Source organism: Micromonospora sp. NPDC005254, from assembly GCF_042872525.1.
Taxonomy (GTDB): Bacteria; Actinomycetota; Actinomycetes; order Mycobacteriales; family Micromonosporaceae; genus Micromonospora.
Window position 1 is genome coordinate 505615 of record NZ_JBIAKM010000002.1, and the last position, 24480, is coordinate 530094.

At 70.0% G+C, this 24480-nt stretch carries 23 protein-coding genes; 15 read left to right on the forward strand and 8 right to left on the reverse strand.

The features are described 5' to 3' along the window. The first annotated feature begins 118 nt into the window (after nt 1-118). Nucleotides 119-919: a hypothetical protein gene (locus ACFYPR_RS07990; RefSeq protein WP_355063120.1), complete on the forward strand. Its 801-nt coding sequence runs from the start codon at nt 119-121 to the stop codon at nt 917-919. Between the two features lie 7 nt (nt 920-926). Here the strand turns inward: ACFYPR_RS07990 and ACFYPR_RS07995 are convergent, their stop codons facing one another. Then, the gene (locus ACFYPR_RS07995; RefSeq protein WP_387259031.1) at nt 927-2348 is read right to left on the reverse strand and encodes a serine hydrolase; all 1422 of its coding nucleotides are present in this window, start codon (nt 2346-2348) and stop codon (nt 927-929) included. Between the two features lie 156 nt (nt 2349-2504). On the opposite strand from ACFYPR_RS07995, the gene ACFYPR_RS08000 reads away from it, so the two are divergent. Further along, complete coding sequence (locus ACFYPR_RS08000; RefSeq protein ID WP_354855893.1) at nt 2505-2789, forward strand: antibiotic biosynthesis monooxygenase; 285 nt, start codon at nt 2505-2507, stop codon at nt 2787-2789. A 14-nt stretch (nt 2790-2803) separates the two neighbouring features. On the opposite strand, the gene ACFYPR_RS08005 is transcribed toward ACFYPR_RS08000, so the two are convergent. Together ACFYPR_RS08005 and ACFYPR_RS08010 are read right to left on the reverse strand one after the other, a co-directional pair. After that, nucleotides 2804-4366, reverse strand: a complete 1563-nt coding sequence (locus tag ACFYPR_RS08005) for an SLC13 family permease (RefSeq protein WP_387259367.1) — start codon at nt 4364-4366, stop codon at nt 2804-2806. A 172-nt stretch (nt 4367-4538) separates the two neighbouring features. Continuing rightward, complete coding sequence (locus ACFYPR_RS08010; protein ID WP_354855892.1) at nt 4539-6092, reverse strand: gluconokinase; 1554 nt, start codon at nt 6090-6092, stop codon at nt 4539-4541. Nucleotides 6093-6336: 244 nt separating this feature from the next. On the opposite strand from ACFYPR_RS08010, the gene ACFYPR_RS08015 reads away from it, so the two are divergent. The 4 genes from ACFYPR_RS08015 (at nt 6337) to ACFYPR_RS08030 (ending at nt 10719) form a co-directional block, all read left to right on the forward strand. Further along, nucleotides 6337-7485, forward strand: a complete 1149-nt coding sequence (locus ACFYPR_RS08015; protein WP_355132996.1) for a hypothetical protein — start codon at nt 6337-6339, stop codon at nt 7483-7485. Nucleotides 7486-7531: 46 nt separating this feature from the next. Continuing rightward, nucleotides 7532-8077 carry a hypothetical protein gene (locus ACFYPR_RS08020; RefSeq protein ID WP_387259034.1) on the forward strand — a complete coding sequence of 182 codons (546 nt, stop codon included), beginning with the start codon at nt 7532-7534 and terminating at the stop codon, nt 8075-8077. 143 nt (nt 8078-8220) lie between these two features. Further along, nucleotides 8221-9351 carry an epoxide hydrolase family protein gene (locus tag ACFYPR_RS08025; RefSeq protein ID WP_355063126.1) on the forward strand — a complete coding sequence of 377 codons (1131 nt, stop codon included), beginning with the start codon at nt 8221-8223 and terminating at the stop codon, nt 9349-9351. Between the two features lie 153 nt (nt 9352-9504). Further along, nucleotides 9505-10719 (forward strand): hypothetical protein, encoded by a 1215-nt coding sequence (locus ACFYPR_RS08030; protein WP_387259037.1) that lies wholly within the window; start codon nt 9505-9507, stop codon nt 10717-10719. Nucleotides 10720-10743: 24 nt separating this feature from the next. Here the strand turns inward: ACFYPR_RS08030 and ACFYPR_RS08035 are convergent, their stop codons facing one another. Further along, nucleotides 10744-11181 (reverse strand): VOC family protein, encoded by a 438-nt coding sequence (locus ACFYPR_RS08035; RefSeq protein ID WP_387259039.1) that lies wholly within the window; start codon nt 11179-11181, stop codon nt 10744-10746. Between the two features lie 287 nt (nt 11182-11468). Here ACFYPR_RS08035 and ACFYPR_RS08040 point away from each other — a divergent pair, with 287 nt between their 5' ends. Further along, nucleotides 11469-12581 (forward strand): RICIN domain-containing protein, encoded by a 1113-nt coding sequence (locus ACFYPR_RS08040; protein ID WP_387259042.1) that lies wholly within the window; start codon nt 11469-11471, stop codon nt 12579-12581. Beyond that, the gene (locus ACFYPR_RS08045; RefSeq protein ID WP_387259044.1) at nt 12578-13846 is read left to right on the forward strand and encodes a cellulose binding domain-containing protein; all 1269 of its coding nucleotides are present in this window, start codon (nt 12578-12580) and stop codon (nt 13844-13846) included. The genes ACFYPR_RS08040 and ACFYPR_RS08045 overlap by 4 nt, the downstream gene beginning before the upstream one ends. A gap of 112 nt (nt 13847-13958) precedes the next feature. On the opposite strand, the gene ACFYPR_RS08050 is transcribed toward ACFYPR_RS08045, so the two are convergent. Beyond that, the gene (locus tag ACFYPR_RS08050) at nt 13959-17045 is read right to left on the reverse strand and encodes a DUF3427 domain-containing protein (RefSeq protein WP_387259047.1); all 3087 of its coding nucleotides are present in this window, start codon (nt 17043-17045) and stop codon (nt 13959-13961) included. A 497-nt stretch (nt 17046-17542) separates the two neighbouring features. Between ACFYPR_RS08050 and ACFYPR_RS08055 the strand changes: the two genes are divergently transcribed. Together ACFYPR_RS08055 and ACFYPR_RS08060 are read left to right on the forward strand one after the other, a co-directional pair. Then, on the forward strand, nt 17543-17779 hold the full coding sequence (locus ACFYPR_RS08055; RefSeq protein ID WP_387259369.1) for a cell division protein SepF: 237 nt from the start codon (nt 17543-17545) through the stop codon (nt 17777-17779). Between the two features lie 29 nt (nt 17780-17808). Further along, complete coding sequence (locus tag ACFYPR_RS08060) at nt 17809-18705, forward strand: SLATT domain-containing protein (protein WP_387259049.1); 897 nt, start codon at nt 17809-17811, stop codon at nt 18703-18705. A 182-nt stretch (nt 18706-18887) separates the two neighbouring features. On the opposite strand, the gene ACFYPR_RS08065 is transcribed toward ACFYPR_RS08060, so the two are convergent. The 3 genes from ACFYPR_RS08065 to ACFYPR_RS08075 all read right to left on the reverse strand — a co-directional run bounded on the left by ACFYPR_RS08065 (nt 18888) and on the right by ACFYPR_RS08075 (nt 21273). After that, entirely contained in the window at nt 18888-19403 is a 516-nt protein-coding gene (locus ACFYPR_RS08065) for a flavoprotein (RefSeq protein WP_387259051.1), read from the reverse strand. 68 nt (nt 19404-19471) lie between these two features. Further along, nucleotides 19472-20011, reverse strand: coding sequence for a cysteine hydrolase family protein (locus ACFYPR_RS08070; RefSeq protein WP_387259054.1), 540 nt, complete (start codon nt 20009-20011; stop codon nt 19472-19474). After that, nucleotides 20008-21273, reverse strand: coding sequence for a helix-turn-helix domain-containing protein (locus ACFYPR_RS08075; protein WP_354855877.1), 1266 nt, complete (start codon nt 21271-21273; stop codon nt 20008-20010). Before ACFYPR_RS08075 ends, ACFYPR_RS08070 begins: the two co-directional genes overlap by 4 nt. A 128-nt stretch (nt 21274-21401) precedes the next feature. On the opposite strand from ACFYPR_RS08075, the gene ACFYPR_RS08080 reads away from it, so the two are divergent. The 5 genes from ACFYPR_RS08080 to ACFYPR_RS08100 all read left to right on the forward strand — a co-directional run bounded on the left by ACFYPR_RS08080 (nt 21402) and on the right by ACFYPR_RS08100 (nt 24415). After that, nucleotides 21402-21692, forward strand: a complete 291-nt coding sequence (locus ACFYPR_RS08080; RefSeq protein WP_387259057.1) for a hypothetical protein — start codon at nt 21402-21404, stop codon at nt 21690-21692. Continuing rightward, nucleotides 21689-22750 (forward strand): FAD-binding oxidoreductase, encoded by a 1062-nt coding sequence (locus tag ACFYPR_RS08085; protein WP_387259060.1) that lies wholly within the window; start codon nt 21689-21691, stop codon nt 22748-22750. The genes ACFYPR_RS08080 and ACFYPR_RS08085 overlap by 4 nt, the downstream gene beginning before the upstream one ends. After that, nucleotides 22750-23043 carry a hypothetical protein gene (locus ACFYPR_RS08090; RefSeq protein ID WP_387259062.1) on the forward strand — a complete coding sequence of 98 codons (294 nt, stop codon included), beginning with the start codon at nt 22750-22752 and terminating at the stop codon, nt 23041-23043. The genes ACFYPR_RS08085 and ACFYPR_RS08090 overlap by 1 nt, the downstream gene beginning before the upstream one ends. Before the next feature lie 270 nt (nt 23044-23313). Further along, on the forward strand, nt 23314-23949 hold the full coding sequence (locus ACFYPR_RS08095; RefSeq protein WP_387259065.1) for a hypothetical protein: 636 nt from the start codon (nt 23314-23316) through the stop codon (nt 23947-23949). A 91-nt stretch (nt 23950-24040) separates the two neighbouring features. Then, on the forward strand, nt 24041-24415 hold the full coding sequence (locus tag ACFYPR_RS08100; protein WP_387259067.1) for a GIY-YIG nuclease family protein: 375 nt from the start codon (nt 24041-24043) through the stop codon (nt 24413-24415). The last annotated feature ends 65 nt before the right edge of the window (nt 24416-24480 follow it).

The following is a 24480-nucleotide window of genomic DNA, read 5'->3' on the forward strand; positions in this document are numbered from 1 at the left end:
CGAGGTGGCCGGCCGGAAACGGCGGTCGGTGCGGTCCGGCTACTCTGGCCGGACCGCACCGCGGTACGCGTCGATCGGCGACCGGCCGGCGGGCGCGCCCCGCTCAGGGGAGATGACCGTGCAGAAACCCAAGCTGGTCGCCGTCGGCGCTGTCCTCGTCGTGGCGGTCGCGGCCGGCGTGTGGGCCCTGGTCGCCGCCGGTGACGAGCCGGACGCGGGCCGCCCGTCCGCCGGCACGTCGACCGCGGCGACCGGCGCGGCTCCGGCCCCGACCGATCCGGCCGGTGTGCTGGTCGCCGCCGCCGCGAAGGTCGACGAACAGCCGTACCGGTTGACGGTGGGCAGCGGCGGAACGGCCGAGGGGGACACCACGGTCCTGGTGTGGGACCCGAAGGCGCGACGCGGCACGGAGACCACCTCGCTCAAGGTGCCCAACGGCGAGGTGAAGATCGAGCGGCTGAGCACCGGTCCAGACGTCTACGTGCGGGTCAGCGCCCCGGACCGCCGGATCCCGGTCTGGGACGGCAAGACCTGGTGGCACGTCGGCAGGCCGGGTCGGCCGGTCACCAACAAGGGCCTGGACAACACCCGGCTGGCCAGCACGCTGACCGCACCGGCCGCCGTCCGCCAGACCGGCACCCGGGAGTACGCGGGCACGCTGGACCTGCGCGACAGCGCCGCCGTCCTGGGCGGCGGGATCGGCGGGGTGCTCGGCGACCGGGCCGCGAAGGTGCCCTTCACCGCCAGCGTGGACGAGCAGGGCCGGTTGGTGCGTTACCGGATCGAGCTGGCCACCGAGCAGGAGAAGACGGCTCAACTCGACCTGACGTACTCGGATTTCGGGCTGCCGGTGACGGCCGATCCGCCGGCGGCCGACCTGGTCGGGGAGGACCCGCCGGCGAACATCCCCGGCGCCTGACGCCGGTTCACTCCTCCACCGATCCGTCGCTCGGGGTGACCAGGAAGTCGTAGACGGTCCGGGCCATCCGGCGGACGGTCTCGTCGCCGGTCGCCATCGGGCCGGCGGTGAGGAACGCGACGGCGGTCTCGGTGCCGGGGATCAGGTAGTAGCCGACGTCGTGGGAGGCGTCCGGCAGGTCGCCGGTCTTGTGGGCCACCGGAACTCCGGGTGGCAGCGCCGCCGGGATCTTGGTGTTCAGGGTCTGCTCCCGCATGAAGCCGATCATCAGGTCGCGGGAGGCCGGGGTGAGGATCTCGCCGTCCCAGACCGCGCCGAGCAGCGACACCACGTCGTCCGGGCTGGTGTAGTTCTCCTCGCCGCGCTGGGCCGCCGCGCTGTCGAGCATCCGGCGGGCCAGGATGGTGGACCGCTGGTTCATCGAGTCGATCAGCGCGTTGACCGGGGCGAACCCGCCCAGGTAGGTGATCAGCACGTTGGCCGCGACGTTGTCGCTGTACTTGATCAGGTACCGGGCGAGCCGGTACAGCGTGACCACCTGCGGGAACGTCTCGAACTGGAGCTGGCCGGTGCCGCCGACCACGTCCGCCGGGGTGACCAGCACGCCGTCGTCGAGCGAGACCTGTCCACAGTCGACCCGGCGCAGCAGCTCCACCAGGATCCACAGCTTGATGACGCTGGCGGCCTTGGGGCGCAGCGCGCCGTTGACCGAGACCTGCTGGTCGCCGTACCGGCCGGACAGGTCCCGAACGGTGGCGCCGGACGGGTTCAGGCTGGCGTCGGCGACCACCCGGGCGAGCTGCCCGCTGAGCGGGAACAGCCGGGCGCCCTCGACCGGGTCGGTGGGTGGCTGCGGGCTGGTGACCACCACGCCGGTCAGCTCCACCGGCTGAGCCTGCGGCCCGGACACCACGAGTGTGCCCGCGCTGCGCCCGATCAGCGGCACCCGGTAGCGGAAGCTCCTGCCCTCGACGGTGACCTCGCCGCTGGCCACCCCGGCGGCGACCCGCATGTCCGGATCGGCGACCCGGCCGGTGTCGCCGTCGCAGGCCCGGTATCGCACGGTGTGCCCGAGCGAGTCCACCGCGAACGCACCGCCGGGAAACGACAGCCAGGACACCTCACTGGTCGGCGCCCGCTCCGGCCCGGGCTCCACGCCCGGCTCGTCGCTGCGCCCGCCCCCGTCCACCGGCCCGTTCCCGTCGACTGATGCGCCGTCGGCTGGTCCGTCGTTCCCCGCCGGTCCGTCGTTGGCTGGCTCGGTTCCGTACCCCGGCGTGCTCTGGCGGTCCGGGCCGGGGCCGTCGGCGGTGGCCGGCCCGGTCGTCGCGACGACGACCAGGGCGACCGCCGCCGCCAGCCACCCGAGGGATACGTGGGGGTGCGGCGCGAACAGGGAAGATGAGTGCCTCTTGTCGCTTTTTCTCACGTTTGCACGATAAGAAGCGTGGGAGGCGGATGGGGCGGCCGGGACCGCCGTCACCCGTCCGGGAGCCGATGTCCCCGGGAGCGACATACCTCAGAGGTATAAAGATGACTCTGCGGTATCAGGGGCATCAGCGATACCCGGCCCGGGGAGGCACCTATGTTGATCATTGCCGGCAGTCTGCTCGTCGAGCCGGACGCCCGCGACGACTACCTCGCCGGTTGCCGGCAGGTCATCGAACAGGCCCGCGCGGCGGCCGGCTGCCTCGACTTCCTGCTCGCGGCGGATCCACTCGACCCGGGCCGCATCCACGTCTTCGAGCGCTGGGAGTCCCCGGAGCAGTTGGCGGCGTTCCGCGGCGCCGGGCCGAGCGACGCCCAGACGGCGGCCATCCTCGACGCCGACGTGCACCGTTACCTGATCTCCGGCGTCGAGGCGGCCTGACCCCGCCCCGGGCCCTACACCAGCAGATCGAGCAGGAGTACGCCGGCGAAGCCGACCACCGAGATGAGCGTCTCCATCACCGACCAGCTCTTGATGGTCTGACCGACGGTCAGGCCGAAGTACTCCTTGACCAGCCAGAACCCGGCGTCGTTGACGTGCGAGAAGAACAGCGACCCACAGCCGATGGCCAGTGCCAGCAGCGCCACCCCCGGCCGATCCAGGGTCGCGGCGAGCGGTGCCACGATGCCCGCCGCCGTGATGGTGGCGACCGTCGCCGAGCCGGTGGCCACCCGGATGCCGACCGCGACCAGCCAGCCCAGCAGCAGCGGCGAGAGGTTCGCGTCCTTGGCGGCGTCGGCGACCAGGTTGCCCACCCCGGCGTCCACCAGCACCTGCTTGAACCCGCCGCCGGCCGCCACGATCAGCAGGATGCCGGCGATCGGGGGCAGCGAACCGCCGAGCACCGAGGAAACCTGGGACCGGCTGAATCCGGCCTGGTAGCCGAGGGTGAACATCGCCAGGATCACCCCGGCGAGCAGCGCCACGATCGGCGTGCCGACGATGTCGAGCGTCTTGCGGCCCGCCGTGCCCTCGTCCAGCGTCAGCTCGCCGACCGCGCGGAGCAGCATCAGCACCACCGGCAGCAGCACGGTGATCACCGCGGGCCAGAACGCCGGGGTACGCCGGGCGGTCTCCGTGCCGCTGTCGTCCACCGGCTCGCCCGGTTGACCGCCGCCCGGGTTGACGAGATCGTCGTCGGTGAGCAGGTCACCGTCCACATCGCGCCGGTCCGGCGCCCCGGCCGTGCCCGTCGTTCCGGCGGTGCCTGTCGTTCCGGCGGTGCCCGTCGCTTCGGCTGTGCCCGCGGGGGTGGCGGGCTGGCGGCGGGTGGGCAGCAGTGCGGCCGGCGCGGTCGCCGGCACGTACCGGGCGATGAAGTTGCCGAAGACCGGCCCCGAGATGATCACCGTGGGGATCGCCACCAGCAGGCCCAGCCCGAGCGTCAGGCCCAGGTCGGCGTTGAGCGACGAGATCGCCACCAGCGGGCCGGGGTGCGGTGGCACGAGGCCGTGCAGCACCGACAGGCCGGCCAGCGCCGGGATGCCGAGTTTCATCAGCGGTACGTCGGTCCGCATCGAGACGAGCAGCACGATCGGCACCAGCAGCACCACGCCGACCTCGAAGAAGAGCGGCAACCCGATGAGCGCCGCCACCCCGGCCATCGCCCAGGGCAGCGCGCGGCCGGACACCCGGCCGACGACCCGGTTGACGATGCCGTCCGCGCCACCGGACTCGGCGAGCAGACCGCCGATCATGGCCCCCAGCGCGATCAGCAGCCCGACGCCGCCGACAGTGGTGCCGACGCCACCGGTGAACGAAGTGATCATCTTGTCGGGCGCGACGCTGGCGACCACGCCGAGCACCGCCGCGCCGAGGATCAGCGACAGGAACGGGTGGACCTTGGCCCAGGCGATCAGCAGCACCACGGCGACGATGCCGAGCAGCGCGGCGACGACGAGTTGGCCGTCGCCGGCGGTGGTGACCGGCTCGGCCGGTGCCGCGAGCGAGGCCGGCAACGCGAACGAAGCCGGGGCCGCGAACGAGGCCGGGGCCGCGAGAGAGGCCGGCGCGGTGAGCCAGGCCGGCGTGGCGAGGGAGGTCAGCGGTTCGGCGAGGGCGAGGGGTGGGAGCACGGCGATCACGACCTTCGGGACGGGGGTCGGCCCTGGGCGGGGCCGGCCGAAGGGCCTACATCGGTGGTCCTGCGGGGGTGGCCGGCTCGGCGGGCAGGCCGGGTGCCAGCCGACGCATCGACGTGAAGGTGGGCACCAGCGCGTCGTACAGCTCGGCGAAGAGCGGCAGCAGCGCCGCGTACGTGGCGGCGGCGGCCGGGTCGGGGCGGATGACCTCCTCGATGCGGACCAGGTCGGCCGCCACGTCGATGCTGGGGATCAGGCCCAGCGCCTGCATGCCGAGCAGCGCGGCGCCGAAACTCGACCCCTCGCGGCCGGCCGGGAAGCTCACCGGCATGCCGAGCACGTCGGCGAGCATCTGCCGCCACAGGCCACTGCGGGCGAAACCGCCACCGGCCCGGATCTCGCGGACCTCGTTGCCGGCGGCGCGCACGGAGCTGAGCACCAGAGCGAGCTGTTGGCAGACCCCCTCCATCGCGGCCCGGACGAGGTGTTCGCGGCGGTGCCCGTGGGTCAACCCGACGTAGGCGCCGCGGGGCAGCGCGCTCCAGTGTGGAGCGCGTTCGCTGTGCAGGTACGGCAGCATGATGAGCCCGCCCGAGCCGACCGGGGCGCGGGCCGCGAGGGCTACCAGCTCCTCCTCGGGGTGCTCGCCCAACTCCGGCGCGAGCGCCGCGCCCGCCCACTTGAGGACGATGCCGCCGTTGTTGATCGCGCCGCCGACCGCCCAGCGATCCTCGGTCAGCGCGTAGCAGAACACCCCGCCCAGCGGGTCCACGCCGGGGCGTTCGACCATGACCCGCATGGCGCCGCTGGTGCCGATCGAGCAGGCCACCATGCCGGGGTGCACCGCGCCCAGGCCCAGGTTGGCCAGCGGTCCGTCACCGGCGCCGACCACCACCGGGGTGCGTGGCGGCAGGCCGAGGGCGGTGGCGGCCCGCGGGGCGAGGCCGGGCAGGACGGCGGTGGTGGCGACCAGTTGGGGCAACTGCTCCTCGGTGATGCCGGCGATGGTCAGCGCCTCGGTGTCCCACTCGAGGGTGTGGATGTTCATCAGGCCGGTGGCCGAGGCGATCGAGTGGTCGGTGACCAGCGCGTCGCAGAGTCGCAGCAGCACCCATTCCTTGATGCCGACCCAGTGCGCGACGCGCTCGAAGAGCTTGGGCTCCTGCTCGGCGAACCAGAGCAGCTTGGGCAGCGGTGACATCGGGTGCATGGGCGTACCGGTGCGCCGGTGCAGGGCCAGCCCGGACGGCACGGCCCGCAGCCGCTCGGCCTGGCGGGTGGCGCGGGAGTCGGCCCAGGTCACCGACGGCGTGAGCGGGTTGCCGGCCGCGTCGAGCCCGATGAGGCTGTGCATGGCGGAGCAGAAGGCCAGGCCGGAGACCGGAACGGTCAGCTCGGTCACCACGGCCCGGATCGACTCGACGACGGCGGCGAGGATCACCTCCGGGTCCTGCTCGGCGTACCCGGGGTGCGGATCGTCGAGGGGGTAGGCGGCGGAGTGACTGGCGAGCAGCCGCCCGTCGGTGTCGTACGCCATGGTCTTGGTGCTCGTGGTGCCGATGTCGACCCCGACCACCACACCGGGCAGGGTGTCTGGCGGCATGACCCTCACCCCCTCCGTGCGGGCGGTGCGGCGGCGTCGCCACCCGGCTGCGGCTGACGTTACCGAGACAGCGACCGTCCCGCACGACACGACGGAAGGTGAATCGACGCAGCAGTATCGCCCTATCGTCCGGGTTGCTCCGCCATTCGGATAGTTCGCCCGTCCTGGCGTGTCCCGGCCGACCGTCAACACTGTTAATCCGAGTGCACCCCGGATTGGTGGCCTGCGCGGCGAAGGAGTCGGCGTGGCAAAGACTGAATCGACGGGTTCCACATGGCGGTACCGCTGGGCGCAGCGGCAGAACGTGCGGCGGGTCAGCACGTACCGCGGCGCGGAGACGGCCTGGCGGCGACGCGACGACGAGTTACGGCGGCTGCGCGCCCTGGCCGCCGACTTCCAGGGCTCCGCGGCGGCCGGCGCGGGCCTCCCACTTGAGCTGGTCGACGACGAGGTCGTGCTGTGGGCCCTGCCCGCCGCGCAACTGGTCGAGGTGCGACACACGACGGTGCTGCCCGCGCCGGACCTGACGGTCGCCGCGCCGGCCGCGCCGCTGCGCCCACGCCGGCCCGACGGCGTACGCGTCACCGATGCCGGCATGGCCGTCATCACCAGCCGTCGGCTGGTCCTGCTCGGCGGACGCGGCCGGCGCGACTGGGCGTACGGTCGGATGACCGGCCTGGCCCACGACCCGGCGGCGCCGGTGACCCTGATCCAGGTGCTGGACCGGCGGCGCACCTCCGGATTGTTGCTGCCCACCGACGCGGCGGCGGACTTCCGGTTCAAGCTGACGCTGGCCTTCGCCGACGCGATCGAGCAGCGCGCCGCGGTGCTCGCCCAGCTCGACGAGCTGATCGCGGAGCACGACCAGCTCAAACCGTTCCGGCCAGCGGTGACCACGCCGGCGCAGGCCCGGCTCTCCTCGCTCGTTCCCGGTGGTCGTCGGACCATCGCGGTGGCCGCGGGCATCGCGCTGCTGGTGCCGGCGGCGCTTCTCGACTCGAACCCGTCGGGCCCGACCCGCGGCGCGGAGGTCGCGGCGGCGGCCACTCCGGCGTCGACCCCCAGCGCGCTCCCCGCGCTGCTGCGCCCGGTGTCCCCGCCGCCCGCGCGCACCACCGCGCCGAAGCGGCCGTCGTCGCCGCGCCCGTCGTCCACCGCGACCGCCGGGCCGCGCTGCGGCGCGCCGGAAAATCCCCTGGGGTACGACTTCTGTGCCGGAACCCGGATCCGCCGGCCGGCCGCCGAGGTCTGCGACTGGTTCGACTGCGTGCCGCAGTTCTGGGCGGGCCGGGGCTATCTGGTGCAGTGCCGGGACGGCTCGGTCAGCCTTGCCGGTGGCCGGGCGGGCGCGTGCGCCGAGCATCGAGGCGTCCGGCGGGCCATCACTCAGTAACGTGATTTGGGGGTTATTGTCCGCTTCGGTCGGCCAGAATGATCGGGTGGAGATCCGGTCCGATGATGGTGCCCGGGTGCGGATCCGCCCGGTCGGCTACCAGCCTGGCATCGACCCGCCCGACGATCCCGAGCGGGCCGCGCCGGGATGGCAGGACTGGCTGCTCATCGAGGTGGACGCCCGCACCGCCGACGGCCAGACCTGGTCGCACCACTACCCGAGCCTGATGGTCGAGGAGGCCCGCGCGCTGGGCAGTTGGCTGCACGGTCAGGCGACGGCGGCCGGCGGGCCGAGCCCGCCCCCGGCGATGGTCCGCTTCACCGAGCCCAACCTGGCCCTGCGCACCCGGGCGATCCGCCGCCGCCGGCTGGAGTTGACCGTCGAGTTCTCCGCCGAGTCGCTGCCCCCGTGGATGCGCCGGCCGACCAATGCCGTCTATCCGCTGGTCCTCACCGTCTCCGCGGACGCCCTCGCCGTCGCCGCCGACCAGTGGGCCGGGCACTGCGAGGCGTACCCGCCGCGTACCCGGTCGCGGTTTCCGGCCGACGGCCCACTGCTCGGCCCCCTGCCCCATCGGCGGCGCGCGGGCTGACTGGAGTACGGTGATCCGCGTCAGCGACGAGAAGGAGGTGAGCCCCGTGAACACCAGTTGTCACGTCTGGGCGCCCTTCTCGTCCGTCCCCCTCAGCTGACGTCTTCGCGTCGGGGAGTGCGCCCTCCTTCATCGGAGGACACATGTCTGTTTCACCGTTCCGCATCGACGTCTCCGATGCGGTCCTCGACGACCTGCGGGCCCGACTGGCCCGTACCCGCTTCACCGACCGCAGCGGCGACCGACCGTGGCAGGGCGGCACCGATCCCGACTACCTGCGGGACCTGGTGTCCTACTGGCACGACGGGTTCGACTGGCGTGCCCGTCAGGCGGCGCTCAACGCGTACCCCCAGTATCTGGCGCTCGTCGGCGGCCGGAAGCTGCACTTCCTGCATGTCCGCGCGGCCCGCCCGGCCGGTACGCCCGCGCCGCCGCCGTTGCTCCTCAGCCACGGTTGGCCCAGCAGCTTCGTCGAGATGCTGCCCCTGGTCGACCGGCTGACCAGCCCTCTCGGTGGCGCGTTCGACGTGGTGGTGCCGTCACTGCCCGGCTTCGGCTACTCGGAGCTGCCCGACGTGCCGCTGACCCGGGCGGTCCTCGCCCGGACGCTGCACGAGTTGATGACCGACGTGCTCGGCTACGAGCGGTACGGCGCCTTCGGCGGCGACATCGGCGGTGTGGTCACCGGCTGGCTCGGTGCCCGGTATCCGGAGCAGGTGGCCGGCATCCACATGATCCATCCACCGTTCCCGGCCAGCTTCGACGACCGACCGCCCTCGGCGGCCGAGCGGGCGTTTCTGGACGCCGAGTCCACGTACGACGAGACCGACGGCGGCTACAGCGCCATCATGGGCACCCGGCCGGACACCCTCGCGGCGGCGCTCGCCGACTCCCCGGCCGGGCTGGCCGCCTGGCTCGTCGACAAGTACCGGGACTGGAGCGACAACCGCGGCGACCTGTCGAACAGCTTCGACACCGACACGCTGCTCACGATCATCACGCTCTACTGGGTGACCGGCACGATCGGCTCGTCGTTCCGGCAGTACGTCGACTTCGGCCACAACACCCCACGGCCCGACATCACCGTGCCCGCCGCGTTCACGGTGAGCACCGAACCCTCGCAGGCCAACTTCCCGCGGGAGATCGCCGAGCGGGCCTGCACCGACATCCGGCACTGGAGCGAACCCGGCCGAGGCGGGCACTTCATGCCGCTGGAGGAACCGGACCTGCTCGCCGCTGAGCTGAGGGACTTCTTCACCTCGCTGCGCTCGTAGGGCTGCCGCTGCCGTCCTGATCGGCGGCTGCTCCGGTTCTCTGCCGGAGCAGCCGTCGCCGCCCGTCAATTCTCTCCTTTCGGGCGCAACGGGAGACATCGATTCGACGAGCGTTGCCTGTCACGTACGTGAGCGGTTGTACCGCGTGTGACCGTGACCGCACTGCTGGCACCTCCCTCCTGGCGGCTCGCCTGGGCCGAGCGCGAGAACAAGCGGCGTCAGCGCGCGTACCGCGACGCCACCGCCGCCTGGCGCCTACGCGGGGACCACCTGGTTCGGCTACGCATCGAAGCCGCCGGGTTCCTCGGGTGTACGCAGCCACGCACCGGCCTCCCCGTCGACCTCGACGTTGACGAACTCGTCTTCCGGGTCGTACCCGTCGCAGAGCTGGTCGAGGCGGAGGCCCGGCACGTCGCCGGCCTGCCCACGCCCGGCGGCTGCGCCTTCACCGAGACACCCGACGCGGCCCTGCCGGCGGGCCTGCGGAGCGTCGACAGTGGCATGGCCGTCGTGACCAGCCACCGCGTGGCCTTCGCCGGCCGCGAGCACCGGCGCGAGTGGCGGTACGCGGACCTGCGCGGCGCCGCTCACCACCCCGGCGTGCCCGTCACCCTGCTGCACGACGACGGCCGACTCTCCGGGCTGCTGGTCCCGGCCAGCACCGCCGTGAACTTTCGCTTCTATCTCACCCTCGCGGCTGCTTCGGCTGCCGGGGATCGTGCCGCCGTCACCGCGCAGCTCGACGCCCTGCTGGCCGCGCACCAGGCATCCCCGCCCGTGCCACTGCCGGCGGTCGGGCCGGCCGACGCGCCGCTGACGGCGGTACGCCCCGACCGCCGGGCGCTCGCCGTCGCCGCCGTCGCGGCTGTGGTGTTCGCGGCGCTGGGCCCCGGTGCCGTGGGACCGTCGCAGACCGGCCCCCTGCGGCGGGCGGAGGCGGCGACCGTCGCGCCCATCGAGCCGGCCGTGCGGAGCACCAGTGTGCTCGCCCCGCTACGGGCGCCCGCCGTCCTGGTGGCACCGCCGGCCCTGGTCCCGCCCGCCCGTCCGACCGAGCCGGCGCGGGCACCGGCGGCCGGCCCGCCCCGGCCCGTCGCGCCCGTCCCGTCCGCCGTTGTTGCTGCCGCTCCGGTCCCGACCACCGCTGCGGTTCCCTCCGCCGAGCCGGTGCCCTCGAGCGCCCCCACCCCGTCGGCCAGCGCGTCGCCGACGTCCGCTCCGACGCCGACGGCTCCGCCCACGGCAGCCCGGCCCGCCGCACCGTCCCCGTCACCCACCACGACGCCCGATCCCACCCTGTTGACGGTGTGCCTGGATCCGCTGATACCGGTGGTGGACCGCTTGCTCTGCCCGCCCGCCGGGCCGTGACCTCGGGCTGCTGCTGCGGTCGGGTCAGGTCGTGCCGCCGAAGTCGGGCAGGGTGAGCGAGCCGTCCGGGCCGAGCGTGAAGCCGGGGTTCCAGGCGATCTCCCAGACGTGACCGTCCGGGTCGGCGAAGTAGCCGGCGTAGCCGCCGTAGAACGTCTCCCGCGCCGGCTGGGTCACCTCGGCGCCGGCCTCGCCCGCGGTGGCCATCACCTCGTCGACCTCAGCCCGTGAGCGAACGTTCTGGGCCAGGGTCATTCCGCCGAAGCCACCCGTGTCCGGGTTGGGGACGTCCGCGTCGGCGGCCAACTTGTCGCGGCTCCACAGAACGAGGGCCAGGCCGCCGGCCTGAAAGAAGACCGTCCCCTCGACCTCCTGGCCGCGCCAGCCGAGGCGCTCGTAGAACGCCTTGGCGCGTGGCAGGTCCGAGACGCCGAGGGTGATCAGGCTGATCCGCTGCTCCATCTTCGTAACCTAACGCGGGAGCCCTCGGCAGCCGGCCCCGACGTTGCCGGTAGACCAGAGCAATCCAATGTATCTACAATCATCGCTGTTAACGCTCACACTCGTCCCAGTGCTGAGGCAGTGACGCCGTGCCGATGTGACGATCGGCGCGCGCCGGGTGAACGCCCGGCAGCCGGCGGCTGCTCGGTCCGGCCTGCCCCGCTCCCAGACGGTTGCCGGCTGCCCGTGGCGGCCCCACCGGTCGGCCCATGCCCTCGGCCAGCTCGACCAACCCAGGGGAGAAAGCTATGCGAACGAGGGCACGATGGCTCGCGACGCTCGCCGCGCTCGGTGTCGTGGTCGCCGGAGTGGTGACACCCACCGGGCCGGCCAACGCGGAATCCAACGGCGGGGTGCGGGTGATGCCGCTCGGCGACTCCATCACCGAGGGCACCCAGGTGCCCGGCGGGTACCGCATCGGGCTCTGGCAGCGTCTCGCCGCCGGTCGGTACACCGTGGACTTCGTCGGATCGCAGTTCAATGGGCCGGCCAGCCTCGGCGACCACGACCACCAGGGGCATCCCGGCTGGCGCATCGACCAGATCGACGCCAACATCGTCGGCTGGCTGAACACCCAACGACCGCAGACCGTCCTGCTGCACATCGGCACCAACGACATCCTGCAGAACTACAACGTGAGCACCGCGCCGAACCGGCTCTCCACGCTGATCGACCACATCACCAGCACCGTGCCCACCGCCGAGGTCTTCGTGGCGCAGCTCATTCCGCTCTCCAACAGCGGCCAGGATGCGGCCGCCCGCACCTTCAACGCGGCGATCCCCGGCATCGTGCAGAGCAAGGTGAACGCCGGCAAGCGGGTGCACCTGGTCGACATGCACAGGGCTCTCACCACCGCCGACCTGATCGACGGCGTCCACCCCACGGCCGGCGGCTACGACAAGATGGCCGCCCGCTGGTACAGCGCGTTGCAGTCGGTGCCCGGAAGCATCGGCAACCCGAGCAGTGGCGGCGGACAGACCACCACGATCGTGGGCACCCGGTCCGGCAGGTGCGTCGACGTCCCCGGCTCCTCCACCACCAACGGCACCCAGGTGCAGTTGTGGGACTGCCACGGCGGCACCAACCAGCAGTGGACCTACACGTCCAGCAAGGCGCTGACCGTCTACGGCAACAAGTGCCTCGACGCCGCCGGCTACGGCACCTCCCCGGGCACCCAGGTCACCATCTACGACTGCCACGGCGGAACGAACCAGCAGTGGAACGTCAACGCCAACGGCACCATCACCGGAGTGCAGTCCGGCCTCTGCCTGGACCCGTACAACCAGGGCACCGCCAACGGCACGAAGCTCGTCCTCTGGACCTGCACCGGCCAGGCCAACCAGCAGTGGAGCCGCAGATGAAGCAGCCAACACGATGGCTGACGGCCGCGCTCGCGCTGGTCCTCGGCTTGGCGATGGCGACAGCGACACGGGACGCGGCCGCCGCGGACAGCCCGTACCAGCGGGGTCCGGATCCGACCCCGGCCAGCGTCGCCGCCACCCGCGGTCCGTTCGCCACGACACAGGCGACAGTGCCCGCCGGCAACGGCTTCAACGGTGGGTACGTCTACTACCCGACCGACACCAGGCTGGGCACCTGGGGCGCGGTAGCGATCGTTCCCGGCTATTCCGCCCTGTTCGCCAACGAGGAAGCCTGGATGGGCCCCTGGCTGGCGTCCTTCGGGTTCGTGGTGATCGGCATCGAAACCAACAGCCGCACCGACGGCGCCGACGCCCGCGCCACCCAGCTGCTCGCGGCACTGGACTACCTCACCCGAACCAGCCCGATCCGCAACCGGGTCGATCCCAACCGACTGGGCGTCATGGGCCACTCGGCGGGCGGCGCCGGAACCCTCCTCGCCGCCCTCCGGCGGCCGACCCTGAAGACGGCGGTCGGCCTCGCACCCGGCACCCCCGGAAACAACCTGAACATGTCCACCACCCAGGTCCCCACAATGCTCCTGTCGGGTCAGAACGACGGCACGGTCACGCCCTCGTACGTGCAGGGCATCTACAACACGTTGCCAGCCGGCGTGGAACATGCCTGGGCGGAGCTGGCCGGCAACGACCACCTCTCGTTCACCAGGTCGAACCCCACCGAGATGCGACTCCTGATCCCCTGGCTCAAGACGTTCCTGGACAACGACACCCGCTACACCCAGTTCCTCTGCCCACTGGCCGACAGCACCGGCGTCTCGCGGTACAACGCCACCTGCCCCCTGGTGCCGCCGGACGGGCCGACGTCACCACCCACGACCACGCCGCCCACGTCCGCCCCGCCCACGTCCACCCCGCCAACCACGAGTGCGCCGACCACGCCGCCACCATCCGGCGCCACCTGCACCGCGACGTACCGCACCATCAACTCGTGGTCCGGCGGCTTCCAGGGCGAGGTAACCGTGACCGCGGGCACCGCCGCCATCAACGGCTGGACCGTCAGGTGGAACCTGAGCAACGGCCAGAGCATCAACCAGGTCTGGAACGGCACCCTGAGCACGAGCGGCTCCACCGCGACGGTTCGGAACGTCTCCTACAACGGCTCGCTCGCCCCGGGCGGCACGACGAGCTTCGGCTTCCTCAGCTCGGGTACGCCAGCCGCCACATCACCGACCTGCGCGAGCCCGTGACCGGCCGTCGGTCGTGAACGCGCGTCGGGTGGCTCGAATTGGAGCCACCGGTTGATCGCCGCGCCCTCGGCCAGCGTCACGTGACGCCAGCGCCGAGGGTGCGGTGAGCCGGCTACGCGGCGATCGTGCGGGCGGTGGCGTAGACGTCGGCGGGTAGGGCGTGGTGGAGCCGCCAGAGAATCCGCATCGGCCGGTCGCCGGTGTGCGACTCGTACGTCATCGTGCCGGCGTAGAGGTACGGCGGCGCGCCCAGGTCGCGGTCGGCGATCCGGGTCTCCCGAACGAAGAGGTGCACTGTCGAACCGCCCGACGTGTAGCGCTGCCCTGTCGCCGAGGCCGCCGAGGTGGTGCTCTGCGACTCCCACTGGAACAGGGTGTCGGTGATGGCCCGGTCGGCGTACATGGTGGTGGGGGAGTAGTGCGCCTCCGACTTGACCAGGGTGACGAAGAACAGGTCGGCCTGGGCGTCGAGCAACCACTTCACCCCCTCGCGCAGTGAGCCCGGGTTGGTCATGCCGAACGCGGCGCACGCCTCGTTGCGGCTGTAGCGCGCGTGCACCCGCAGCGGCACGGCACCCGGGGCAGCAGTGGGCGTAACCCGGTGGATGCGGTCGCGCAGCACCTCGGCGACCTGCCGCAGCTCGGTGCAGCGCGCGGGCTCTTTCCACAGCCGCGCCAGCCGTTCGTCGCGCGTTGGCAGCGGGGCGTTCGGCCCCCAGAGGCTGAAGTGCAGCATGTCCAACAGTCGGCCGTTGCCCGCGTACACCTGCTGGCCAGGCGCGGGCGGTCCGGCCGCGACCCGGGTCAGCAGCTCCAGCCGGTCCGTGTCGTCGGTGTGCAGCATGCGGCCAATGGCCCGGCCCAGCTCCCGGTCACCCGGGCCGGGCGCGGACGTCTCGATGCCGGCGAGTCGGCGCAGACCGGTCCAGCCGCCGATGCTGGCCGACCGGTACACGTCCTCGATCTCCAGGCCGGTCTCGCGCAGGAACATCGTCAGGCTGACGTCCCCGAGCTGCCGCAGCTCGGCCACCAGGCCGGCCTTCGAGGTGGGCAGCGCACTCTTCAGGTTGGCGAGCACCACCTCCTTCGCCACGCGGTCCAGCTCGACGTGGCATCCGCTGGGCAGGCTCGGGAAGTCGTCGCGGACCGCCTCGGTGATGGCCCGCCGGCTCACTCCGGTCAGGGCACGCCACCGCAGGTCGAAGCGGAAGTTGGCGTGCTGCCCACCGATGAAGTCGAGCACCGTCAGGCAGGGCTTGTCGTCGTCCAGGCGCAGGCCGCGGCCGAGCTGTTGCAGGAAGATCGTGGCGCTCTCGGTGGGCCGCAGCATCAGGATCGTGTCGACCATCGGCAGGTCGACGCCCTCGTTGAACAGGTCGACGGTGAAGAGCACCCGCAGCTTGCCGGCCTTGAAGTCCCGCAACAGCGCTTTTTGCGTCAGACGGTCGACCCCCGAGGTGACTGCCGCCGCCGGCACGTCGTGCCGGTTGAACCAGTCGGCCATGAACTCCGCGTGCCCGATGCTCACGCAGAACCCGAGCGCCCGCATCCGCCCGACGTCCACCTTCTCGCGGACCGCACGCAGCACTGTCCGTGCCCGTGCGTGGTCGGCGGTGTAGAGGGTGGTGAGTTCGGCCAGGTCGTAGCCCTGGCCGCGTTTCCAGGTGACGTGTGACAGGTCCACGTCGTCGTGCAGCCCGAAATACTGGAACGGCGCGAGCAACTGCCGCTCCAACGCGTCCCACAGGTGCAGCTCAACTGCCGCATGGCCGTCGAACCACCGGCGCACGTCGGCGCCGTCGGCCCGGTCGGGAGTCGCGGTGAGACCCAGGAGTACGCGGGGACGCAGCCGCTCCAACAGCCGCGCGTACGTTGGCGCCTCCGCGTGGTGGAACTCGTCCACGATGACCATGTCGTACGCCTCGGGGTCGACCTCGCGGCGGTGCAGCGACTGGATGGAGGCGAAGACGTGCTTCCAACCGTTCGGCCGCTCGCCCGCAACAAGTGTCTCGCCGAAGCTGCCGTCGCCCATCACCTGCCGGAACGTCGACAGGCTCTGCCGCAGGATCTGCTCCTGATGAGCGACGAAGAGCAGCGAGTCTGCTCGTCCCGCCTTATTCAGCCGGCGGTAGTCGAGGGCCGCGACGACCGTCTTGCCGGTGCCCGTCGCCATCACGACGAGGTTGCGCCAGCGACCGTGCACCAACCGCTCAGCGTCCAGGTCGGCCAGGATCTCCGCCTGATACGGGTACGGGCGCACGTCCAGGTTCGAGATCTCGGTCGGTGCGCCTTCGCGACGCTCCCCGGTGAGTGCGTGCCGCAGCCGCTCGGCGTCCCGTTCCGTGTTGTACGCCTCGAACGCCGGATCGTTCCAGTAGTCCTCGAACGTCGCTGTGAACGTGTCGATGACGTGCGGCTGCTCGATGTTCGAGATGCGGACGTTCCACTCGACGCCGTCCACCAGCGCGGTCTTCGACAGGTTCGACGAGCCGACGTACGCCGTGGTGGTGCCGTTGGACCTGCGGAACAGCCACGCCTTGGCGTGCAGGCGGGTGGTCCTCGTCTCGTACGACACCTTGATCTCGGCGCCCAACTCCTTCAGCCGGTCGAGCGCTCGCTGATCTGTCGCGCCGAGGTAGGTGGTGGTGATGACGCGGACCTTGCCACCTCGGGCGATCAGCTCGCGGATAGCCGGCTCGACGATGCGCAGGCCGTACCACTTGATGAACGCGCAGAGCAGATCGACGCTCTCGGCCGACGCCATCTCGTGGTTGACCTCGTGGCCGATGCGGGGCTGGTGACGGCCGTTGACCAGTAGGGCACCGGTGGAGAGGGGAGTGGTGGGGCGCTGCGGGAAGGTGGGCTGCGCGGGAGGGGTCGGCGGGGCGGCGATGGCGTGGAGCAGGTGTTTGGCATCGGTTACCTGGTCGTCTTCACTCGCCGCCTTTGGGCTCAGGGTGGCGATGGCGTCGGCGATCTGGTTCGCCAGGGCGACCTGGTGGTGGAGCTTGTTGTCGCCGCCGGGGACGGACTGGAGGGCGCGGGCGGCCAGGGTAGCGATGTGCCGGGCGAGGGTGTGGTGGGCGTCGGCGGCATCGAGCTTGTGGTGCTGGATCAGGGCGGGGTCGACGTGCTGGAGGCGAGTCGCCAGCTCGCGGGTGATCAGGTGCTCGTAGATACCCCGGCCAAGGTCAACCATTAGAGCAAGCTATCCGATTTGCGCCGAAAACGCAGCCCGGTGGGTATTGATTTCTCCGATATTCTCATAGGTCATGTCTCTCGCGGGGTCGGTAGTAACAGGTCTGGCTGCAGCAGGCGCCTCCTTCTTCTGTCGGGAGCCCGACACCTCTGGACAGAGTGGATCAAGACTCATAAGATGGATCTCTTGCTGCTTTCAAGAACGTGTAGATTCGGTCGACGTGATGACGCCGTGTGAGGGGTTCCATCTACGTGAAAGACAACCTCTTGCTGCTGGCCGCCACGGCGCTGTGCCTAATTATTCTGATTTGTCTGGCAACCCTTTCTCGCATGTTTGCCGCTGCTGTGCGAGGTGGGGTAAGGCTGGCTAGGAATTATCCGAACGGTTACGATGAGGCAACCCCATTGCCAGTGTCCAGGCAAGTGGATGTTGTTATTGACAACCTCGCAAAAATGTATCCCTATAGGGTTTCGCAAGGCGAAGCGCCTGGGATGGACATGTCGGAGCCCGTCCGGTGCAGGCCTCGGCTCTACGGCGAGGCGGTAATTCAGATTTCGGCACATTATCGACGTGGCAGAACGGTCTCGCTTGACTGTGGCGGACTGCCTCAGGGCGAAGTTATCAGGGTTGCTGATTTTTGTAGCGGGCTGTCGGCCTCCTCGGGCGGTTGGGTTCTCCGGGTGGCGGATTTTGTTGTGCTTTTAACGCCTGGCACTGGCGATCATCGGTCCTGAAGGGATCGCGAAAGCGGGGAGGTATAACGATGGCGGGGATAGATGATGAGAGTGACCGTTTAACCGAGGAATCGGCGGACGGCAGCGCAGCGCAATACAGGGGGAATGACCGACTGCTGCTGCTGACTCACCAGGTCCGCGAGACCGAGCACCGCCTCGCTGTTGCAAGGAGTCGGAAGTGGTGGTCGAACGTATCTATGCTGCTAGGTCCGCTCCTCGGAGTTGTCCTGTACATGCTCTATTGGATTCCGGGAATACCGGAAGTGGTGCTTGAAGCTGTATACCTTCCGGCCATCCCAGTTGCCATCGCTTTCTGTATCGCATCGTATTACCTCAAGACGCATGCAGGTTATCCGGAAAGGTTGCCTAGCGGGAAGGTGGAATATCTAAAGGAGGGCGATCTAGAGCTCAAGCTGGCTAGGCAGAGAGATAATCGCAAGCATTTTCTGGCGCGTGTCGATACTGATACCAAGGTGAGGCGCATCGCGTACAAGGAGGATGCCTTCTTTGATATCGACCGACTCCGGCTTGAGAGTAAGGGATACAGGCGGTTTAATAACATATTGCAAGGCGTCTTGATTATTGGTTCCATAGCTGCTACTGGAGCGGCCGGGTTGGTTGCGGAGTTCAACTTTTTGCGGTGGGTCACTCTCGGCCTCACGCTGGCTGTAGGTATCTCAAGCGGTTTTATGGGCTATTATAAATACAAGGAGCGGAGCTTTTACCTACAGCAAACCGCAGATGCCATCGAAAATGAATGGGAAGCTGTCGAAGTTGGTGTCGGACGCTACAAGCGGTTCGGAGAGGATCAGGAGGGGGAGGCGCTGGCTGAGTTTGTGGAGGAAGTGCACCGCCTGAAGTCCGAACAGAAGAAGCGTCAGCAGAATCTGGAGCAGCCTCCCGAAGCCCGAAACCCAAGCGATTGAAGCGACGGAACGAGTAGAGGCCTACCCTTGGCTCTCCTCCCTTCGTGCGGGCTGGTGTAGGCGTAGTTTCCATTGCCGTCGGGCGTCCGTCCTCGCGGGGGACCCGAAGGAGTTGTGCCAAGTGCGCCTGCCGGTCCCGCTCATAAAGACCAGCGCGGCTCGATTGTCGACAGAGATGCCTTCTAGGACCGTCGAGCCAAGCGCGCGGCCTCGATGGCGACGTCCCACCGATCCCGCCCGGCCGGGTTCAGCGCCCTCCCGTTGGCCACGGCAACACCCGCACCGCGCAGCACCGTCAAGTGGCCCAGGTAAGCGGGATGGGCGGCCAGTTCCGGCTTGACGTGCGGAAAGGCAACGATCGGTAGGCCCGCCCCGAGCGACTCGTTGAGGACTCCAAGCGCCAACGTGTCGTTGATGCCGAGCGCCCACTTCGTCACCGTGTTGAACGTGACCGGTGCGGCCAGCACCACATCAGCCGGCGGGTGTGGCTCGGGATCGCCGGGCATCCGCCACTCGACGCGTACGAGGTAGCCGGTCTTGGCTTCCAGCGCCGCCCGGTCGAGCCATGGCGCGGCCGTGGGACTGACGATCATGCAAACGCGCCATCCGTCGGCGATCAGCAGGTCGACCAGTTCGTCGATGTGCTCCGCCGGACCTGCGGCGCAGACGACCAGATACAGCACCGGGCGTTCGGTCATGCCCGCAGTCTGCCGGACTTGGCTGCCGCCTGATCGGGCGCCGGTGCATTCGGCTGTCGTCGCGTCTCTCACAGCTTGTCGCGCACGTCCTGAACGTCGATGAGCTGTCCGGCTCCGATGAACCGGCGGGCAACCAACAGGCCCGCCTCGTGTGCGGGTTGTCCTCCGTGGCTGGCGGACGCGTCCGTCACGAACCACGGTGTCAGGTCACGTTCGAAGGCGTCGACCGCTGACTTCAACACGCAGCTCTCCGTCGCTACACCACAGAACAGCAGGTCGGTCCATCCCTCCCGTTCCGTCAGGGCAGCGCCGTCGGCCGAGAAGTACGAGTAGATCTTCTTGTCTATCACCGCTCTGGCACGGCTCGCATGCTCCGCCAGCTCGGGCACGATTTCCGTCTCGGGAGGATGCTGCACCGAGGACCAATGGATCAGTCGTTCGAACGGGCTGCCCGGGTAGTTGTGATAGCGAGTGAACACCACCGGCCGCCCGGTCGCCTCCCAATGCTCGACCAGCTCGACGACCTTCGGGATGACGCCCCGGCTTCGATCGTTGATGAAGCCGTTTTGCATGTCGATGACGATCAGCGCGGCGCGTCTCTCACTCATCCGTCGACTCTGCCACTCAACGCCGCAGTCTCGCGAAGGGCGACCTGCGCCTGCATCAGACGTGCCGGTAGGCCGCTCGTTGAGAGCGTCGCCTCGCGCATCATGCAGTGCTGCGCCGTCTCACGGGCCCTGGCTGTCGTCAATCGGGAGTGGGCAGCGCGCAGAAAACGCCAGCCGAACTCGGGCGGCACGACCGGGTCTCGCCCGTCTTCGACCTGGCGCTCGATGTGGCGGCAGTAGGCCCAGAGCATCTGCACGTCCACCTCACAGGACACCAGGTCGTCAACCATGAGCGCCCGCTCGGGTGACAGGGCATGGTAGGCGACTCCTGCCCAACTGGCGTAGCCGACCGAGACTCCCTGCACGCCGAAGGGCTGAAGGGAGGGCTGATCGAAGCCTAGGGCTAGCAACCGGCGCTCGACGTGGTCACCCACTGGTTCGGGACAGGACTTTGCGTGACGGTTGACCAGCACGGACGGCAGGCTCATCAAGCGCAGGGCGTTCTCAAGCTCGTCCCCGGTCCAGGCCGACTCCTCCAGGACGTACATCGACAGCACGTACTCGGGCCCGACGTTGGCGGAGGAGGGAAGAGGCGAGAGAAGTCTCGCAACCTGCTCGGCTGCCCAGGGCACGTCATTCTCGTAGCTGGCGTATCGCCATGCCGCCAGAGCGGTCAGAGCAGAAAAGTGCAGCTGCTGCGCGATGTGCAGCACCATGACACCGCAGGCGAAGACGTGAGCGGTACACGTTCCCCCTGGATGGGGCAACCCCGCGACTGCGACCTCCAGCCACTCGTGGTGACGTGGCTGGAAGGCTCCTTGCGCTACCAACTCCGCGGCTGCGGCTGCGCCCACATAGGCCGGAATGAACTTGTGGGACTGGACCCGGTAACCCGTACTGACCGTGCTGGGCTGGGGGGCGGCTCTGCTGGTGGTGCTGACGAAGCGATCTGCCACCTGGCTGTCGGCTCTACTCAGCACGGTGTCCAGAGCGGCCTGCATCTCCGGTCGAGGATGAACCGCTTCTCGGCCTGCCTCCCACTTGGAGACGGTGCGCTCACTGACACCGAGGTTCTCCGCGAAGTCGCGAATGCTCATCCGCAGCGCTTGGCGCAGCGCACGGGTTTCGCGGCCTGTCCACGCTTCGACAGTCGGCAAAGCTCTCGCCTCCCATCGCATCATGGCCGCTTCCGGCAGCCTATCGGCTCCCGGTGCAGCGTAGGTACAGCGCAGATACAGCGAGTAGTCATACCGGGAAGCCAAGGGCCTGGCCAGGGTGGACGCATGGCCCGGGGCGGGTGCTGGCTCCGGAGCTGCGCCGGCCCTCAACGGCGCAGTCCCGCACCCGCCCGCCCCGGCGCCACTCCATCCGTCGACGTCTCGGAGCCGCCATGACCACCCCTGAGCAACCCACGACACCGGCCGACCTGGTCGCCCGCTGGCTGCGCCTGGTCGCGGCGGACGCGGAGCTGTCGCCGTACCTCATCGGGGTTGACCTGGGCCGGCTCGCCGCGCACCTGGCGGCCGTGCTCGACGGGAACGCAACCCAATGGTGCGGCCTGGGGCTGTCGGAGGCGCAGCACCGGCGGGTCGTCGACTACCTGGAGGGCGTCCTGAGGGCGGCCGAGCTGCCGGACGGCCGGATTGCCCAGGTCAGGCGGGCATTCGAGGTGGCCGCGTGAGCCTCGCCGCCGCCTGGGCGTCGGTCGACGAGCGGGCGGCCGGCGACTTCTGGTGCACCCTGGAGGACCGCCGCCCCGGGTTGCTGCCGCAGCGCGAGGCGTCGCTGTTCTTCGCCGCGCTTGGCGGTCTCGTGGCCGGCGACGATGACCGGGCGGGCCGGGCGGCGCTGCTCATGGTGCTCGGCCGCGCGTACCGTCGCTACGACCTGCTTCCACACGCCACCACCCTCGGCGACGCGCTGCTCGCCACCCTGGCCCGCCACGCACCGCATCCCCTGTGGACGACCGTCGGGGAGCGCGCCGTGGACCGCGCCACGCACGCCGTCCGTCGCGCCGCCGCCCGCGTCGGCGACGGCCCGGCCTGGTGGCCCGCCCAGGTGATCGGCCACGAACGGCCGTCGCCGGGCATCGCCATCCTGACGGTACGTCCCTGGCGGCGGCTGCCCCACCACCCCGGCCAGGCCGTCCCCGTCTGCACACCACGACTGTCCGGCCGCTGGCGCTGGCTCTCCCCGGCCAACCTCCCACGCGCCGACGGCACCGTCGAGCTACACGTCCGCGCCGTACCCGCCGGCGCCGTCTCCCACCGCCTGGTCCATGACGTACGCCCCGGAGAGCTGCTCTGGCTCGGCCCACCCGGCAACACCGGCCTACGCCTCGACCCGACGCGTACCGGCGACCTGCTGCTCGTCGCCGGCGGCACCGGTCTCGCGCCGCTGCGCGCCCTGGTCGAACAGGTCGCCGCCGCACCGGACGGCCGGCGGGTGACCCTGGTCGTCGGCGTCCGCGCCTTCATCGACCTGTACGACGCAATCGCCCTCGACAAGCTGCAATGCGCCCACGACTGGCTGACGATCGTGCCGGCGTTCTCCGACGACCCCTGCGCGGAGCCGGCCGAGCAGGGCGACGCCGTGACCATCGCCCTCGACCACTACCGATCCGACCAGGACATCTACCTCTGTGGCCCGCCCGCGATGCTGGCTGCCGCGCGACCACGGCTGTTCGCTCTCGGTGTCCCCGCCGCCCGCATCAACCTGCCCGAGAGCTTCACCCGCTGATGGCCGTCTACCGCAGTCGACACACCCTGATCGGGCCGCTCACCCCCGACCGGGTCGCCGCCCTGGACCTGCCCCGCACCCGACTCGGACGCCGTGGCTACGAACCCGAACACGTCAACGCGCTGCTCCACCGCCTCGCCCACGAGTTGCACGAACAGGGCCGCCAACTCGACCTCGCCCAAGCCGAGAACCACCGCATCAAGAGCGCCCTACGCACCTGGCAGACCCGACAGACCAGGACCCGGCACGACATGTCGCGTATGCCGGACGTTGCAGGAGGTCCGGATGCGTGAGCTGCTGGATGCGGCGACGCGGCAGCGGCTCAGTCTTGCCGAGTACGACGCCGACTTTTACGGCGACCGTCGAGTCGACCGACGACCCCATCCTCAAGAGCGAGCGGATCCGGACGTTTCGCGAGCCGGGCAGCCCCCGTTGGGAGGCGTACGCCGATGGCCAGTGGGAGGAGCTTCGGATCGCTGCCGAGTCGAATCCGGAGGCGTTAAGGCCCATTCGGGCACCACGAGCCGAGCATGTCGGTCCAACTATTCGGTACCACCGCACAAATGATCAAGGCCCTGGGTTGGCTGATTGCTGATTATGGTCAACCGTCCAGGCGATGGCCCATTCAGGATCGGACCACCGAGGGTGTTCCTGTGCAACCCAATCCGTCACCTGACGCGGGCAATGGTTACCCGCAGCCATCGGACCCGACCCAGCCGATCTCACCGACCGCGTCGTACCCGACCGCGCCCGGCCAATATCCACCGCCGCAGGCCGCGCCGTATTCCGGCCCGCCCGCCGTTCATCCGCCGCAGTCGGCTGTGCCGTACTCGGGCCCGCCGGTGGGTTACCCGCCGCAGTCGGCTGTGCCGTACTCGGGCCCGCCGGTGGGTTACCCGCCGCAGTCGGCTGTGCCCTACTCCGGCCATCCGGCCGCGTATCCGCCGGGGCCGTACGCGCCCCAACCGCCGATTCCGCCCCACCAGGCATACCCGTACCCGGCCCAGCAGGCGCCCTATCCGCCGCAGTTCGCCGCGCCGATGCCTCCACCCGTCTACACCAGGGACTACATCGGCACCGGGTTCCACGTAGCCCACATCACGCTCTCCGTGCTCACCGGTGGATGCTGGCTGCCGGTATATGGCTTGCTCTACTACAAAAAGTCTCGACCGAAGACCGTGACCACCTACGGGCGGTGACGTCGAGTCATTTGCCTCCGACGGTATGACGACGGGCATCCCCGGCGCTGACGGGATCACGGAAACGGATTCGCATCGGTAGCGTTCGGGGATGCCCGATGCCGTAGATCTGCTGGCCGACTTCACCGCACCGCAGCCGTACACCAGGGACACGGTTGCCCGCGCTCCCCGCTCACCCGGCGTGCATGTGGTCCTGGAGCACGGTGTGGTCATCTATGTGGGACGAACGAAAAATCTCCGGGAGCGCCTTCGGCAGCATCTGACCGGAGACCGAATCGCGTCGGTCCTGCACGAACAGGTCGGCCACGAACTCGACAAGCGAGGCACCGAGGCGACCGCCTCCGACGTTGCGGACTGGTTGGCTCAGCGCGAGGTCCGCTGGCACGAAACCGACAACCCGGAGGGCGCGAAGGAATCCCTGGTAGTGGCCTTGAAACCCCGCTTCAACCGACAGGTCCCCAAGTAGCAGAGATGCGTCGGGAGAGAGGGGCACCGTTAAGCGTCGAGGTGGCGCCGGATCTGAACGCTTCC

What these genes read in the sequence shown, in the direction of transcription:
- ACFYPR_RS08000 (WP_354855893.1), top strand. Translation starts at nt 2,505, where the DNA reads ATGTTGATCATTGCCGGCAGTCTGCTCGTCGAGCCGGACGCCCGCGAC.
- ACFYPR_RS08010 (WP_354855892.1), bottom strand. Translation starts at nt 6,092, where the DNA reads ATGCCGCCAGACACCCTGCCCGGTGTGGTGGTCGGGGTCGACATCGGC.
- ACFYPR_RS08025 (WP_355063126.1), top strand. Translation starts at nt 8,221, where the DNA reads ATGTCTGTTTCACCGTTCCGCATCGACGTCTCCGATGCGGTCCTCGAC.
- ACFYPR_RS08035 (WP_387259039.1), bottom strand. Translation starts at nt 11,181, where the DNA reads ATGGAGCAGCGGATCAGCCTGATCACCCTCGGCGTCTCGGACCTGCCA.
- ACFYPR_RS08040 (WP_387259042.1), top strand. Translation starts at nt 11,469, where the DNA reads ATGCGAACGAGGGCACGATGGCTCGCGACGCTCGCCGCGCTCGGTGTC.
- ACFYPR_RS08045 (WP_387259044.1), top strand. Translation starts at nt 12,578, where the DNA reads ATGAAGCAGCCAACACGATGGCTGACGGCCGCGCTCGCGCTGGTCCTC.
- ACFYPR_RS08050 (WP_387259047.1), bottom strand. Translation starts at nt 17,045, where the DNA reads ATGGTTGACCTTGGCCGGGGTATCTACGAGCACCTGATCACCCGCGAG.
- ACFYPR_RS08055 (WP_387259369.1), top strand. Translation starts at nt 17,543, where the DNA reads ATGTCGGAGCCCGTCCGGTGCAGGCCTCGGCTCTACGGCGAGGCGGTA.
- ACFYPR_RS08060 (WP_387259049.1), top strand. Translation starts at nt 17,809, where the DNA reads ATGGCGGGGATAGATGATGAGAGTGACCGTTTAACCGAGGAATCGGCG.
- ACFYPR_RS08065 (WP_387259051.1), bottom strand. Translation starts at nt 19,403, where the DNA reads ATGACCGAACGCCCGGTGCTGTATCTGGTCGTCTGCGCCGCAGGTCCG.
- ACFYPR_RS08070 (WP_387259054.1), bottom strand. Translation starts at nt 20,011, where the DNA reads ATGAGTGAGAGACGCGCCGCGCTGATCGTCATCGACATGCAAAACGGC.
- ACFYPR_RS08080 (WP_387259057.1), top strand. Translation starts at nt 21,402, where the DNA reads ATGACCACCCCTGAGCAACCCACGACACCGGCCGACCTGGTCGCCCGC.
- ACFYPR_RS08090 (WP_387259062.1), top strand. Translation starts at nt 22,750, where the DNA reads ATGGCCGTCTACCGCAGTCGACACACCCTGATCGGGCCGCTCACCCCC.
- ACFYPR_RS08095 (WP_387259065.1), top strand. Translation starts at nt 23,314, where the DNA reads ATGATCAAGGCCCTGGGTTGGCTGATTGCTGATTATGGTCAACCGTCC.
- ACFYPR_RS08100 (WP_387259067.1), top strand. Translation starts at nt 24,041, where the DNA reads ATGCCCGATGCCGTAGATCTGCTGGCCGACTTCACCGCACCGCAGCCG.